The 15,036-nt window shown below is 46.4% G+C and carries 11 protein-coding genes; 10 read left to right on the forward strand and 1 reads right to left on the reverse strand.

The annotated features are described in order from the left end of the window. Positions 1–10: 10 nt before the first annotated feature. A complete protein-coding gene (locus OZ401_RS03560; RefSeq protein ID WP_341469335.1) occupies positions 11–5,341 on the forward strand; it encodes a CHAT domain-containing protein in 5,331 nt (1,776 codons plus the stop codon). Between the two features lie 572 nt (positions 5,342–5,913). Then, complete coding sequence (locus tag OZ401_RS03565; protein WP_341469336.1) at positions 5,914–6,453, forward strand: YceI family protein; 540 nt, start codon at positions 5,914–5,916, stop codon at positions 6,451–6,453. 37 nt (positions 6,454–6,490) lie between these two features. Here OZ401_RS03565 and OZ401_RS03570 read toward each other — a convergent pair whose 3' ends face one another. Further along, positions 6,491–6,685: a hypothetical protein gene (locus OZ401_RS03570; RefSeq protein WP_341469337.1), complete on the reverse strand. Its 195-nt coding sequence runs from the start codon at positions 6,683–6,685 to the stop codon at positions 6,491–6,493. 228 nt (positions 6,686–6,913) lie between these two features. Here OZ401_RS03570 and OZ401_RS03575 point away from each other — a divergent pair, with 228 nt between their 5' ends. The 8 genes from OZ401_RS03575 (at position 6,914) to OZ401_RS03610 (ending at position 15,035) form a co-directional block, all read left to right on the forward strand. Next, the gene (locus tag OZ401_RS03575; RefSeq protein WP_341469338.1) at positions 6,914–8,608 is read left to right on the forward strand and encodes a hypothetical protein; all 1,695 of its coding nucleotides are present in this window, start codon (positions 6,914–6,916) and stop codon (positions 8,606–8,608) included. Positions 8,609–8,613: 5 nt separating this feature from the next. Beyond that, positions 8,614–9,318 carry a zinc ribbon domain-containing protein gene (locus OZ401_RS03580; protein ID WP_341469339.1) on the forward strand — a complete coding sequence of 235 codons (705 nt, stop codon included), beginning with the start codon at positions 8,614–8,616 and terminating at the stop codon, positions 9,316–9,318. A gap of 12 nt (positions 9,319–9,330) precedes the next feature. Further along, positions 9,331–9,876: a hypothetical protein gene (locus OZ401_RS03585; protein ID WP_341469340.1), complete on the forward strand. Its 546-nt coding sequence runs from the start codon at positions 9,331–9,333 to the stop codon at positions 9,874–9,876. Positions 9,877–9,878: 2 nt separating this feature from the next. Beyond that, entirely contained in the window at positions 9,879–11,267 is a 1,389-nt protein-coding gene (locus tag OZ401_RS03590; protein WP_341469341.1) for a MurT ligase domain-containing protein, read from the forward strand. Between the two features lie 49 nt (positions 11,268–11,316). Further along, complete coding sequence (locus tag OZ401_RS03595; RefSeq protein ID WP_341469342.1) at positions 11,317–11,682, forward strand: hypothetical protein; 366 nt, start codon at positions 11,317–11,319, stop codon at positions 11,680–11,682. Beyond that, the gene (locus OZ401_RS03600; protein WP_341469343.1) at positions 11,679–12,404 is read left to right on the forward strand and encodes a type 1 glutamine amidotransferase; all 726 of its coding nucleotides are present in this window, start codon (positions 11,679–11,681) and stop codon (positions 12,402–12,404) included. Before OZ401_RS03595 ends, OZ401_RS03600 begins: the two co-directional genes overlap by 4 nt. A 5-nt stretch (positions 12,405–12,409) precedes the next feature. Further along, on the forward strand, positions 12,410–13,891 hold the full coding sequence (locus OZ401_RS03605; RefSeq protein ID WP_341469344.1) for a class I adenylate-forming enzyme family protein: 1,482 nt from the start codon (positions 12,410–12,412) through the stop codon (positions 13,889–13,891). A gap of 193 nt (positions 13,892–14,084) precedes the next feature. Continuing rightward, positions 14,085–15,035 carry an AAA family ATPase gene (locus OZ401_RS03610; RefSeq protein WP_341469345.1) on the forward strand — a complete coding sequence of 317 codons (951 nt, stop codon included), beginning with the start codon at positions 14,085–14,087 and terminating at the stop codon, positions 15,033–15,035. Position 15,036: the final 1 nt, after the last annotated feature.

The following is a 15,036-nucleotide window of genomic DNA, read 5'->3' on the forward strand; positions in this document are numbered from 1 at the left end:
AGTTTTTAACTTGGCAGATGCAGGCAATCTGGATCTTGAATTGCATATAAAACCGGTGGATACCGGCTACCAATCCGAATTGAAGACGGCGGACGGCTCGGCTATACTCAATAGTTTTCGCTTGTCCTATGCCCCGCATGAAATAGAAAACCTCATCACCTATTTACGCCAAGCGCAACAATACGGCAATGGCTTACAGAGTCCAGAAATGCAGGTTATCCAGCAATTCGGCTGGAGTCTTTTTAATCAGGTATTCAGCAATCAGATGGAAGGTGCGCTGCGTGAAAATTTAATTCAGGCGCGGCGTGAAGACCACAAAATTCGTCTAAGGCTGGCGCTTGACCCGGAAGATTCTTTACTTAACCAACTTCCGTGGGAATATTTATATTACCCAAGCGCTAATAGCTATTTGAATCTTGCAGGCAACCTTATTTTTTCACGTTCCACCGGGAACGGGCTTCACTACGAATACGCAAAAATCAGTTTACCGCTGAAAGTGTTGGTTTGCGCCGATTCCTCTGCCTATTGTGTAGAAATCGAAGAAGCAGTCAAAGAGCAGCATTATCAAGGATTGCTACAAGTCATTTCAGCCCCAGATGTGGCGGCTATTACGAATGTCCTTGCGAAAGATGAATTTCATCTAATCTGGTTGAAATGCAACTTTGCAGCTAAGTTATCGGATAGTTCCCAAAGTTTTTCTATCTCCGAATCTAGCCGCTGGCTTTCAATTTGTCCGAAATTGCGCATCCTAATTCTTGAAAAAAATACTAATGAACTCACCGAGATGAACACGCTTGGTAATTCGCTGGTACATGAAGGATGGGGCGGTTGTGTACTGATACCCTTCGACTTAAATTCAGAAGGGCGTGAAATTGTAGCGCGTGAGCTGTTGAGCGGATTGGCGCAGGGCTTGGGCTTGGATGAGGCGGTAGCGCGTACTCGTGAACAACTCTTTAATAGCGGGCATGAAGCGGATTGGGGCGATTTGCTGGCTTTCAGCGCACATCCTGCCGGGAAAATGTTCCAGATTGAAAGCCAGAATCCCGAAGATATGCGCAAACGGCAATTATCTACTCTGTCGCGGGATGCCAAATTATCATTGGATCAGGAGAAATGGGCGCAGGCGGAGGAATTGCTGGTGCAATTACTGCAACTTGAACCAGACCGCCCGGAACTAAAGAAGTTGCTTGACTATGCCAGACGTAATCAGGCGTTGGATGAGCAATACCAGTATGCTAAAACTCTGCTACAAGAAGAACGCTGGTTGGATGCTCTGGAAGAATTTCACAAAATTAAAGCGCAGGATTCCCGCAATCGTTTCAAGGATTTGCAATCTCTAATAGCAGAGGCTGAGTCGAAGGTACAAGATAGTCAGAAAATAGAAGAAGCAAACAGCCTTTATTCTTCCGCACAGATGGCGATAATGCTAAAAGATTGGACTCTCGCCATAGAGCGTCTTGAACGGGCGTTGCGCTTGTATCCGGCATTAGAAGAAGCCGAGAACCTTTTAAAGCAAGTCAGGTTGCAGCAACAATTGCTGGAACTTTATAGCGTAGGGCGCGATTGCTTTGAAGCTGAACGCTGGCATGAAGCGCTGGAACGTCTTTACAAGCTAAGGGAACTAGATAGCGGGATGCTCTATGGCGATATTCATAAAATGATCGCCGAAGCCGAAGCCAAAGAGTCGCAGGAGCAAAAAAAAGCCCAAATAATTGAGCTTGAGGCTGAATCACAACACTATTTTGAGCAACAGCGCTGGAATGAGGGTATTAGCTGTCTTGAACAATTATTGCAATTAAAGCCTGACCACCCGAACGCTTCTGAAAAAATCTCTTTTGCCAAAGTTCAGTTAACATTGGCTGATCTCTTTGCAAAGGGCAATACGGCATTAGCTCAAGAACAATGGATGGAGGCAATAGAGTTCTTTAGCCAGCTACGTTCGCTGGATGGGCTGAGCCAATATCCGCAAGCAGCATTGTTGGTAGCTGAAACTGAGCTAAAGATAGATAAAGCACAAAAACGCACCCGTACTGCTACTATGCTGGAAGAGGCCCAGGCGGCATTATCGAAAGAAGCTTGGGCAACTGCTATACGCAAACTTGAGGTGGCGTTAACTCTCGAACCCGCTAACTCCGAAGCCTCGGAAAAACTTGAGTACGCCCGCAATCAGCAAACGCTTAGCGCTCTGTACCAGAAAGGGCGCGAGCACTACGAAGCCAAACGCTGGGATGAAGCGCTAGAGTTATTTGGCAAGTTGCAAACGCTTGATAAGTTGGCGCAATACAGCGATGTCGAAACTCTTATTTCAACTGCCGCCGCACAGCGCAGCGATTCGCAGCTTGAAGCGATGTACGCAGGGGTACAGATTGCGCTTGAAAAGCAAGAGTGGGCGGCGGCTCATCAAAAGCTCGAATCAATTTTTGCAATTAATCCCGGCTTCAAAGATACCGCTGAATTGCTGAGCAAAGTTCGCCAAAGAGTAACCGAGAACCTTTCGCAAAATGCCGCCGCGTTTTTAAGCGAAACTGTAAAGAGCGATAGCGGTGAGTATGGCTATCAAATTGACTTAAAATTGACTACTTCTCTGGCAGGTTATCAACTAGAGATGACTACCAGCGAAGGCAATCGGTATCTTGGCAACTTTTCCCTGACCTATAACGCCCAGCAATTGGACAATTTGCTGTGGTATTTGCGGCAGGCGCGTTATATTGATGCCGGGTTTGATAGCCCTGAAATGCGGGCGGTTCAAAAATTTGGTTGGAATCTCTTTATCGAACTGTTCAACAATGAGATGGAAACTGCCTTACGCAATATTCTGGTACAAGGCGAGCGTGAGGGAAAATTTACCACTATAAGGCTGTTGCTCGGTAGCGATTCCACCTTAAATATCTTACCGTGGGAATATTTGTACTATCCCTATGCCAACAGTTATTTAGGGCTGGCAGGTGATATTTCGCTGGTTAGGTTGGTAGAAACCGAAAAAGAACCTGTTCCGGCGCAAGTGCGTGGTGCTGTGCGGGTTTTGAGTTGGGTAGGAACACCAGAAGGCTATGAAAAAATAGACTCTGAAGAGTATAGGCAAATGCTGGCTGAGTCGGCGGGCGAATACCGACAACGGGGTTTGGTAAGTCTAGAGAGAGTCAAGGGTGCGACATTTTCGGCATTGCAAAAACAACTTTGGGTGGGCGAATACCATATTTTATGGATTGTCGCTCCGGTAGAAAGAGGCGAACTGAGAGTTAATGGTGAAGACGGTGAACCAGAAAGCTTGAGTGCCCTAAAGCTCTGGAATCTGCTAAAGGAACATCCCGGTATCCGCTTAGTAGTTTTTGAAACTTCGGTGGGAGATGGTTCAACCGGAATTAATACTATCGCACAAGCCTTGGTTGAACAAGGATTAGCTGGATGTGTGGCATTGCCTTTTGAAATTTCTGAAAAGAATCGCGCAGTGTTCTCGCGTGAAATTCTGGGCGGAATAAGTCAGGGCAAAAGCATAAATAGTGTGTTGGCACAAGCTCGCTTTGCCATATACGAGAATAAAAATCAAGTCGAATGGGGTACACCCATTTTATACACACAGCGACGCGATGGCATTCTATTCAATATACTTTCAACCCCCCCTGACGAGCAGCGCGTGAAGCAGCTTGAAGCTCTAGAAAATGAAGCGGACGCTGCTATTGAACGTGAAGAATGGGTTAGAGCAATTGACCGCCTTCAAAAACTGCTAGAACTTGACCCCTCTAGAGAGGAAGCTGCCCAAAAACTACGCAACCTTGAATTTCAGCAGGAACAAGCTCGGCTTTACGCCGAAGGGCGCGAATATTTTGACTCTGGTAACTGGGGGGAAGCGCTACGGGTATTTCGCACTTTAAAAGAAAACGATAGCGAAGGGCATTATCTAATAGTCGAGTGGCTCATAACAGATTCGCAACACAAACTAGAAGAACAGATATATGAAGAACACCTGTCACAGCTTTATACCGATGCCGTCTCAGCTTTTGAAACCGAAGAGTGGGATGCAGCTGTAAATGGGCTTGAAATAATTGCCAATAAAGAGCCGGAGTATCGCGAGGTAGAACAATTATTGGCGCAAGCTCGTCAGAAGTTAAAGGAAGCTCAGGAACGAGTTCCGCGACTTTATGAAGAAGCGCGTCAAGCTCTAAAAGAAAAAAACTGGGTGTCGGCGATTCAAAAGCTGGTAGATGTATTGGCAGCCGAACCGGATCATCCCACTGCACAACAATTGCTGGATAAAGTGCGCTATTACCAAATTTTGGAGGCACTTAAATTTACCCTGAAAATGCATATAGAATCCAAAAAATGGGATGAGGCTGCAATTACGCTAGAGTTATTGCGCAAACGCGATAAAAAAGGGGAATTTACCGATATTATCAGTAGCGCGAAGGTGGTCATCACCGAAGTTAGCACTAAGATAAACAATCTTATGGGTGTAGCCAGAGTTGCGATCGAAGAGCAAGAGTGGGATAAAGCTGTTGAAAAATTAACTGCCGTCCTTGAACTTTCCCCTGAACATCCCGAAGCCAATGTATCTTTACCGCGTGTCCAACTCAGCCAAAGCTTGCAATCGGTGTATCAAGCCGCTCGTGAACATTATGCCACAGCCGCATGGCATGAAGCTTTGGATGGTTTTCGTCAAGTTAAGATGATGGATAGAGGCGGCTTATATACCGATCTCGATTGGTATATTACCGATACACAAGCGCGTATGGAGGAGTCCAACCGCCAATCGCAGTTTGTGGCAATGGAACAGGAAGCCCAACTTGCGCTTGACCGAGGTGAATGGGCAATTGCGCTACAAAAATTGGAAAATCTATTAACTATATTTCCTTACCATCCTGAGACTCAGAATAAGCTGACTTACGTTAAACAGCAATTGGAACTTGAGCAACTTTACATAACCGGGAATGATCATTTGCAAGCAGGGCGCTGGCAAGAAGCTTCCGAGACACTGCGTCGATTGCAAGCCTTTGATATGTATGGGCGTTACCCGCAGGTAGGTGGAATGATTGCTTTTGCCGAGAGTAATTATACCCCTCAGATTCAACCGATTACCAGTAGTTTTCCTTTAGTTAGTGCTGCACCAGCACAACCCCGTGATAAGAAAGCTCAAACCTCACAGAAAAACGCTAATGGTAGCCAAGCAACCGAAAAAAATAAAAACAAGGGGACAAAAAGCACTGCAAAAACCGAGGTCGCTAAAAAACCGCGCATCCCTGATTCTACCGTTTCTTTCAGAGTCAGGCTCTTGTTTTTCTTCTGGGGGCTAATACCGATAGCTTTGCTTGTATTACTGATAATAAACTTGTTGCGACGGTCTTGAAATAGTTTCAAAGAGCATGTGCGCCTTATTACCTTCGCGCAAGCGGTCCCGAAACTCACTCAGCACCGAACATCTTGATAAAACACATCCAATTCATTGTTAGAGTTCTATTTTTCAATCTTACGAAATTATCCTAACAAACACTCGCAACCCTTTTCCCAAGAGGGTTCGCCAACGGTATCGAGATTGCGGAAAACTCAAACCGACTCCGTAGATTACAACCACGAACACTTGCTACCAAGTCTTTGATCGAAGCACCTCAAAAGTACTATATATTGCACTATGCCGCTATTTTTTTACGTTTTTGGTAATAACACCACAATAATTTCAGTAACCTATAACATAGCATGCACAAAGGAAATATTTTCCAGCGGCACTTGCCAAACTGAAATTTAGTAACTGGATAGTCGTGATTGAAGAAAAATGGTAAGCAGGGAATTGAAGGAAGCCGCTTAGAACTAAGCATCTCTAAAAGATGTGTGCTTAGCAATAGCAGTGTTTAGACTGTTATTGGCAAAGTTGGTTGATTTCCTGTTTATCTGTTGCGCCCTTTGAAACAGGAGGTTTCCTTTATGATTTGGCAGATAGACGGGGAAAAATCAGCGGTTGGCTTTGGCGTGAAGCACATGATGTTCTCTACGGTGAAGGGTTATTTCCAAAAATTAGAAGGGAAAATTGACTGGGATGATGAAAACCCCGGCAACTCCGAAATCGAGGCTATCATAGAAACAGGCAGCGTCCACACCGATGATACAAACCGGGACAAACACCTGAGAAAAGATTTCTTTGACATCAAGAATTACCCTTATATGACCTTCAAAAGTACCAAAATTAAGCCAATAGGGGAGAACAAATACCACTTGATTGGAAATCTTACGATTAAAAAGGTAACTAGGGAAGTTAACTTTGAAGTAGTTTATTCAGGACGTGCTGGAACACCCTTCGCTGGGGATTTCTCAAACTTTCGGGCAACTACGCAAATCAACCGCAAGGATTTTGGCTTAGTATGGAGTGCCGCTATCGAAGCAAGCGGCGTAATGGTAGGGGATCAGATAAAAATCGAGCTTCTCATAAGTATGGCAAAAGAGTATTCTGAGTTCGCCGCTGCCTAACTCCTTTTGGGGTTTTAGGTAGCGCCATTTTTCACATTTATTTAGGGTAATTTTCCCTTCGGGCTGTGCTTTGGCTGGTTTTTGTACGCAATTTTGCCAGGCGTTGATCTATAGCGGTTTCTAGCTCCACAAAAGTGGCTTTTGGATGTTGCGCGCGCCTTTCTTCCATTTCGCTAAAGATGACTTGGGCTAAATCCTTCCATTTTGACTGTTTTTCGGGCAGGTTTGTCATGTTTTCCTGCTCCTTTTTCTTAGCCTACCCTTTTTTACCCGCTTTTGTCTACCCCTTTGCCCCTTGCAAAATTTTCTCCCAAACTCTACATTAACATAAAGTTTGACAAATGGGGTAGAATTAAGGAAAATGAGTAGTAACTTTAGCATAGTGCAACAACTCGGTTTATGTCTCTTGAATGCTCCATTTGTGCGTATAAGTTGTTACCTCACTGAGGTAAATTAGCCAATGAGTGCGAGAATGAACCAATCCGATTATGTAGGTAATTTATACGAAAATCTGCCTGAACCCTATAGCTCTGAAGCAGATGAAACAGATGCTGATTTGCTGGAGGAGGATATAGCGCCTCTGCCCGGTATGCTGGATTTTGAGACTTGGGCAGATGAACGTATAAATATTTTCGCTTCGCTTGATGCGACAATGACGCACCATATTATGGAAGCGGTTTCAGCCCTTAGTGAATTACGTCGCCGTTCCGAAGAGGATGCGCGTCGAATTGCAATGCAACTAGAGCAACAACGCCTATTATTGCACAATGAAGTAAATACGCTGAAGCAAGAGCGTACCCGTTTACAAGATGAATTGAGGATTGTACGGCGCGAGGTTGAAGAAGAACGCGCCCGAAAATATGCACTTGAAAAAGAAGCTTCGCTTATGCAAGGTGGCGTTGAAAGCTCACCCAGTGTAGCGCGTGAAGTAATTACACTTACTCGCCGTGTTCAAGAATTGAGTGAGCAATTGCAGGCTTTTATGCAAGGCAAGCCTATGCCTGAAGCGCCCATACGGCAAAGTTATACTCCTGCTTCATCTTCACCGCTTCCTGAATCAAATTTTGAGCCTGAAGCTATCCCTGATGAACTGGATAAGATGATGCATTTGACCTTGCAAGAGTTTTCGGATGCACCCACCCCCCAGCTAAAGCCGAATGGTCGAATGAAAAGGCAACCAATTGAAGAATCGGCACCTTCTCTTACTTTGCCTGAAACTCAGAAAGCTCCAGAACCGCAACCAGAAGTTCCCATATTGGTAAATGCTTCCGAACAAAAAGCTGAAATACCCTTCGAGCTACCTTCGGTTGAACCACAGGAAAAAGTTCCAAGCAAACAAGCAAAGGAAGCTGACCAGCGCCTGCAACATTTATTGGGACGACGTTTCTCGCCACCCAGCTTTGAAGCAGCCGCAGATGCAGGCGAGATGCCTGCTAGGGTCATTTCTTATAAAAAAGATACTACCAAAAAGGATACTGCAAACCATAACGCGAAGGAAACTCGCGCGAAAAGCGACAAAGCGGCGCTGGAGGATTTAGGTTCTAGACTTGGCATTGAAGATGTCCAAACTCCTCCACCCATAACTTCTATAAAGCTTGGTCCGGGATTTGCCACACGAAGTTATAATTCTGGCAATAGTTTAATGGATATACTTGGTGATTTATTGCCAGATTCATTTTCGAGTTCAGAGCTTAATAATGCAAACAGCTCCGAGGAACCGAATTCGCCCACTATAGTTAATATTCATCCCGGAGAGACGATTAGGGATTTATCATCGGAAGATGAAAGACCGGTAATACCTCCACACTTGCTACCGCGTACCAATCCTGCGGCGGAGACTATAGTGCCTCCAGCACGTCTCAGCCCACCCCCCGGCGCTACTACGGGTAACGAGACGTTCAATCCCGGTGACATCGAAACCAAGTTGACCATTTCGAATTTGCAGGGGCTTTCGTTGCTAATGATGGAAAAAGTGATTCGTAGTTTGCCCGGTGTACATCAGGTTACTGTAACTGATTTTCGTAAGGGCGAACTGGTTATGGATGTGCGCCACCACCCCTCTCTGGCACTGGATAGAGTGTTGCCTCAATTGCCCGATCTGAATTTGAAACTCATCTCACGAGATGACGGGCTAATGTTTGCTCAGGAGCGATAACCGGGATGAGTAGGGTTACACCACTTTTTGAACTTCAACAGGTAGATTCAAATATAGACCGCCATAACATTAATATTGCGAATATTGAAACAACCCTGTTAGATAAAACAACGCTTGAGGCTGCACGGCAAGCGGTTTCTGACGTAGAAACATTACTCCGTAATACTCGTACAAAGTTGAAAGACTTGGAATTTGAAACACAAACTGTGGAAAAACATGCTTCTGATCTGGAAAAAAAGTTGTACGAAGGTCTGATCAAAGGCGTTAAGGAAATGAAAGCGGCGCAGAGTGAAATAGATACCTTCCGCAAGCGCCGAGCCGAGCTTGAGGATAGCAGCGTTGAAGCGATGCTGGAAGTGGAGGAAGTTGAAAAATCGCTGGAAGTTGTGCGACAAAAGCTTGCGACAGTAGAAAATGAACGTGAAAAGTCGCTAATTCCTTTAACACAAGAATTGACTAAGCTTAAAAAAGAATTGGGCGAGTTGCAACTCGCACGCGAAAAACAGGTTAGAAAAATAACACCTTCTGATCTACCACTATATGAAAAGTTACGCTCTCAGAAACAGGGTGTAGCGGTTGCCGAACTACTGATGGGTAAAATTTGTGGCAAGTGCCGCGTTGATATACCCCTTTCCAAGCAGCGAGATTTGAAAAGCCCAATTGTTATTATAACCTGCCCAAGCTGCGGGCGGATTCTATATTTGCCCTAGAGGTAATCCGAAATGGTAATCCGAGATGGGTCAGCCAATCCTGAAAAATTAATCGCTCAACTTTCGAGTGAGACGGATGTGGCTGATGCGTTTGAGCGGTTGGTGAATATGGGCGACTCGGCTATTCCGGCGCTTATTAAGGCATTGCGCAACTCCGAACAGGAGCGAGAGGTGCTATATTCAGTGCTAAGTTCTATCGAAACTGATGCCGCCTATGCTGTGCTAACCGAACAACTTTTCAAAGCTACCGATAAGCAAGAACAGACCACCCTAGCTCTTTTGTTGGCTCAGGATGGTCGCAGCGAAATTTCACCTTGGCTTGTAAAACAACTTCCTCCAAACTGGCAAGATGGTAAGTGGTGGAATCGGGTTGGTCATGAACAGTCTGAGCATATCGCTACAATACTGGCATCCTTAATAGCTTTGGATGTTGCTCCAATCTATTTGAACTGGTACGAAGAAATTTTGGATGGGGATGATGAGAAAAAACAGGATATTGCCATCTTCATCGCCGAATTACTGAACGAAGTCGATATTATCGAGTACGAGGATATTTGATTTTGCGGCAAAACCTGGCAATTGCAGGCGGCAAAACCATCCTAGAAGTTTTGCGGCTTGCGCGGCGTGGTGGTACTGCGCTCCCCGGTCTTGTAGCGCATCGCCTTGACCCCCATATACTGACCGGAATGACCGCGCGACTCTCTGGAGGTTCTGCGCTGGTAACCGGTACAAATGGAAAGACCACTACTACTCGCCTTTTTTCTTCGATTCTAGCCAGCGCTGGCTTAAAAACGGTCAATAATCGCAGTGGTTCAAACCTGATTCGCGGTTTGACCAGCACGCTTCTTTCCCAAGCAACTTTTACCGGAAAACTCGAAGCCGACATTGGTCTCTTTGAAGTAGATGAGGCTGTTTTCCCACAGGCGGCTACCGAAATTATGCCGCGCCTAGTGTTGATGAACAATCTTTTCCGTGACCAATTGGATCGCTATGGGGAAATCGAGACTATTCGGCGACGTTGGGTGGAAGCGATAAAGAAATTACACTCCGGAACTTTTTTAGTTCTCAATGCGGATGACCCTTCAGTGGCTTATCTTGGAAGGTTTGCGCCTGCTGGTGTGCGAGTGCTTTACTACGGGCTGGATGCACCCGAACAAAGCCGAGAACACTTACAGCATGCCGTTGATGCCACCAAATGTATTGTGTGTGCTACTCCTTTGCAATATTCGGCAATATATATTTCACATATGGGGCATTATCACTGTCCAAACTGCAATTTTGCCCGACCTGCGCCGAATTTTATCGCGCGAGAGGTACGTTTGGAAGGTACGGATGGCTCAGCTTTCGTGCTGGAATTTGAGGGGCAGCGTCTCGATTTGCGAGTAGGCGTTCCGGGCTTGTACAATGTTTATAATGCTATTGGGGCAGCAACCGCTTGTATTGCTCTTGGCATTGCGCCTGAAAATATTCGCCGAGGTTTGGAAAGTTTCAAAGCGGCTTTCGGGAGAATAGAACGCATTTCATTGACGCAAGGGCGCACTTTATTGCTGGCGTTGGTCAAGAATCCGGTAGGCTTTAACGAAGTTTTGCGCATGTTGCTTCAATCTCCGGGCAAATTGCGGCTGATGGCACTGTTAAACGACCTGATAGCCGATGGTCGCGATGTAAGTTGGATTTGGGATGTAGATTTCGAAATATTGCAAGACCGGGTGGAATGGCTATATACCGGTGGTATCCGTGCCTATGATATGGCGTTGCGCCTGAAATACGCCGGAGTTACTCCTGAGCTGATTTGCGCAGAAGAGAATATTAGCAGGGCGTTGGATGAGGCAATTGACCGTCTCAAGCCCAATGAAACACTTTACATAACTCCTACCTATACCGCGATGCTACAACTTCGCGAGATTTTGCAAAAGAAAGGGCTGGTTGTGCCTTTCTGGGAGGAGTAAAAACGGGGAAGCGTCAAGGCTTCACCCTTACTTGTCAGGAGAAGTAAGTATGTCACAAGAAAATAAACCCGAAGATATAGATTATCCCTTTCCAATAGCTGCTGAGGATGCGCCGCCTGCTCCTCAGCCCACTTATACTTACCAACCACAACCCGTCTCTCAACCGGTTTATAGCTACCAGCCTCAGCCTGTAGTTGCGCCGCAACCCGCCCCAATTCCACAACCGCCCACCCAAGCGGTTTACACCTACCAACCTCAACCCGCGCCTGCCCCTACCGTTGAAGCAGCTATGCCTATGCCGCCCGTGCGCACCGGAACAAATACCACCGCAGTTGAAGTGACGGTAGGAATTATTACTTTTCTCGTATTGCTGGCTATTATTGCTTCGGTACTATTTTTGGTTTGGTGGAGATGAAACTCGAAATCGCCTTTTTGTATCATGATCTGATGAATATTTACGGCGATCGGGGAAATATCATTACGCTGGTACAGCGTTGCCAGATGCGCGGCATTGAAGCGGCGGTTTCTTCTCTAACCATCGGTGATTCGATTGACCCTGAGAAATATGATTTGTACTTTTTCGGCGGCGGTCAAGACCGCGAGCAATATGCGGTAGCGGATGATTTGCAGGGCAAAAAAGGCGAAATGCTGCTAAAAGCCATCGAGTATGGCGCGGTTTCGCTCAATATCTGCGGTGGTTACCAATTGATGGGGCATTATTACCAGCCCGATGATGGTCCGAAACTGCCCGGTATCGGTGCGCTGGATGTGCATACTGTGGCGGGAAATCGTCGGTTTATCGGCAATGTGGTAGTGGATACAGAATGGGGCGAACTGGTAGGTTTTGAGAATCACAGCGGTTTGTCCTATATCGGCGCAAAGGCACGCCCACTTGGTAAGAGCGTGGTGGGCTATGGCAATAACGGTCAGGATGGCTTTGAAGGAGCGGTGCAGGGTAAAGTGTATGGCTGTTACCTGCATGGCTCGTTGCTGCCTAAGAATCCCCGCTTTGCCGATTTGCTGATTACACAAGCGTTGGAACGACGCTATGGCAAGGTAGAGCTTCCCCCGCTGGACGATGGAATAGAGTTGCAGGCACATGCCGCTGCTATAAAACGTGCAAAAGAGACTCATTAATCACTATGGCAGATTCAATTCTTGAAGCGTTTCTGAATAATTGCGAAAAGTCTCCCGACAAATTATGCCTCAGCTTTGAAAGCCAATCCCTCAGCTATGCCGCTCTGGCAAAACGCGCGCACCGCTTTGGCGCAGCCTTGCAAGAATGGGGCTTGGAAAAAGGAGAGCGGGTGGCGCTATTCCTCGAAAATTGCCCGGATTTTCTGGCAGCATATCTGGGAATTTTCATGGCGGGGGGCGTGGTGGTGCTGGTTAACACTGCTTACAAGCAAGTGGAGTTGCGCCATATTTTGAACGATAGTGGAGCGCGTTTGTGCTTCACCGACCGAGAGCGGTTGCCCGAACTCGAAAGATTACATTCCGATTTGTCGAGCTTGGAAAAGATAGTAATGCTCGGTGCCACTCTTGACAAATTTCTTCTATGCGAAAGTAATTTCGCTCCCCATTTACCACAACCTGAAGAACTGGCGATTATTGCTTATACTTCCGGTACAACCGGGCGTAGCAAAGGGGCAATGCTACTGCACCGCAACCTGATTTGCAATGTTGAGTCTTTACGACAGGCATGGGGCTGGACTGAAAATGACCACCTGCTTTTAACCTTGCCTCTCTTCCATGCGCATGGCTTGATGGTAGGCGCACACGGCACGCTCACTTCGGGAGCGAGCGCAGAGCTAAAACGCCATTTCAACGCTACTGAAGTTTATGATAGCTTGCTGACCGGGCAATTCTCAATGTTTTTTGGTGTGCCCACAATGTACACCCGTTTGCTTTCAGAAGCATCACAACGCTCTGAAAAGCCCGCGCCCTTGCGCTTGTATGTAGCGGGAAGCGCCCCATTGAGCGCCCAAACCTTTGAGGAATTTAAAGAGGTTTTCGGGCAGCCAATTCTCGAACGCTACGGCATGACTGAAACTATTATGAATATGACCAATCCTTATGAGGGAGAGCGTCGCCCCGGTACGGTGGGTTTGCCCTTTCCCGGTCAAGAGGCACGGGTGGTAGATGTGAAAACTCGCCAGCCTTTACCACCCGGCATGGATGGCGAAATCGAGGTGCGCGGTTCGCATGTATTCAAGGGCTATTGGAATCGCCCTCAAGCTACTGCCGAAAGTTTTAGCGTGGATGGTTGGTTTCGCACCGGAGATTTGGGGCAAATGAGCGCGGATGGCTATTACACCATCAACGGACGCGCTAAAGAATTAATTATCACCGGGGGGTACAATGTGTATCCGCGTGAGGTGGAAGAGCTTTTGCAAAGTTGCCCCGGTGTTGCGGAAGTAGCTGTATATGGCTTACCGGATGCGGAAATGGGTGAGAAGGTAGCGGCAGCAATCGTACGAGCCAATCTTTCGCTGAGCGAAGAAACAGTGATTACCTTTTGCAAGGATAATCTTGCCGGATATAAAAAGCCACGTCAGGTTACATTTGTGGAAGCCTTGCCGCGCAACGCTATGGGCAAAATTCAAAAACACTTATTGCGCTGAATCGTGCGGTAAAGCACGCTAAAGAATAAATTCTCTTATATTTTATTTTCATTTCTATCTGATATATACAATTCCACCTTGTCGGGAAATAAATTGTTACAAATTTAATAATTAATTTACAAAAAGGGCTGGAATAAGAGCTTCAAAACTCGTATGGTATAATATATTGGTTCTGTATATAAGGAGTTATTACATGTCTGTAGCTTTACAGGTAGCCCAACGAGTTATTGCCAACGTTGAGAAAGTCATTATTGGCAAACATCGGGAAGTAGAATTGACCCTTCTGGCGTTATTATGTCGGGGTCATATACTTATTGAAGATGTGCCCGGTGTTGGTAAGACTGCTCTGGCAAAAGCTATTTCGCGTTCACTGGGTTGCACCTTCAAACGTATTCAGTTTACCCCTGACTTGCTGCCTAGCGATATAACGGGTATTTCGATTTACAACCAGAAAATGGGCGAGTTTGAATTTAAGCCCGGTCCAATTCTTTCCCAAATAGTGCTGGCAGATGAAATCAACCGCGCTACTCCCAAAACGCAATCCGCGTTGCTGGAATCAATGGAAGAGCGGCAAGTGACGGTTGATGGTATAACTTACCCATTGGCTGAACCCTTTATTGTGTTGGCAACCCAGAACCCCATTGAATACGAAGGCACTTTTCCATTACCCGAAGCCCAGTTAGATCGATTCATGATTCGAATCTCTTTGGGTTATCCTGCGGCACGAGATGAGATTGAAATTCTCAGTCGGCAGCAAATGACCCATCCGCTCGATAGTCTTGGGCAAGTGGTGAGTTCGCAGGAGATTGTGGCGGCTCAGGCAGCAGTGCGTGAAGTGTACGTGGATGAACTGGTTAAGCAGTATATTGTGGGAATTGTAGAGGCTACCCGCAAGCACGAAGATGTTTACCTAGGTGCAAGCCCTCGCGGTAGCTTGGCGCTTTATCGAGGCTCTCAGGCGCGCGCGCTTTTGGATGAGCGCAACTATGTAATACCGGATGATGTGAAAGCGGTGGCAAGTATTACGCTGGCGCATCGTCTGATTATGAGTCCTAGCGCCCGAATGAAGAATGTGACCGGAGATTCTGTAATCGATGAGATTTTACGGCGTGTGCTGGTACCGGGCACCAGAGTTGGAAAATAGC

It is taken from the genome of Candidatus Chlorohelix allophototropha (genome assembly GCF_030389965.1).
GTDB classification, from domain to species: domain Bacteria; phylum Chloroflexota; class Chloroflexia; order Chloroheliales; family Chloroheliaceae; genus Chlorohelix; species Chlorohelix allophototropha.